This is a genomic window from Pseudomonas sp. ICMP 10191, assembly GCF_001467335.1.
In the GTDB taxonomy this organism is placed as follows: Bacteria; Pseudomonadota; Gammaproteobacteria; order Pseudomonadales; family Pseudomonadaceae; genus Aquipseudomonas; species Aquipseudomonas cerasi.
On sequence record NZ_LKGW01000033.1, the window covers coordinates 1 to 555 of the forward strand.

Here is a 555-nt window from a genome sequence, read left to right on the forward strand (position 1 = left end):
GCAGCATGTACTCGGCCAGTTGCGGTGCCAGTTCGGCACGCAGTTCAGCGGTTGTAAGCTGGCTTTGCGGCTGGGCAACAACATAGGCCACCAGGCGTTTATCTCCCGGGTTATCTTCCCGAGCGACCACCACCGCTTCCTTGACCCCGGCGCAATTGCCCAGGCGGGCTTCGATTTCGCCCAGTTCGATACGGAAACCGCGTACTTTGACCTGGAAGTCGTTACGGCCCAGGTATTCAATACGGCCGTCAGCCATGTAACGTGCCAGGTCTCCGGTTTTGTACATCCTGGCATCAGGGCTGCTGCTGAACGGATCCGCCAGGAAGCGTTCGGCGTTGACCTCTGCAAAGCAGGTAGATGCGGGTGTTGGCCATCGGCTTGCCGATGGTCGCGTTGCCGCTGCCTTCGCTGCCAGCCACGGCGTCATGGCTGACATAAGCGGCGGTGCAGGACACTGTCGCTTCGGTAGGGCCATAGGTATTGATCAGGCGAGTGTGCGCCGGGCGCATCTCGTCCCAGAGCTTGAGCTTCTGTGCTGATAGCGCATCGCCAGTG

The 555-nt window shown here is 60.5% G+C and carries 1 pseudogene; it reads right to left on the minus strand.

Annotated elements, in window-relative coordinates:
- Positions 1–555 (minus strand): annotated as a pseudogene (locus tag AO388_RS27070) (AMP-binding enzyme); the annotation flags it as partial.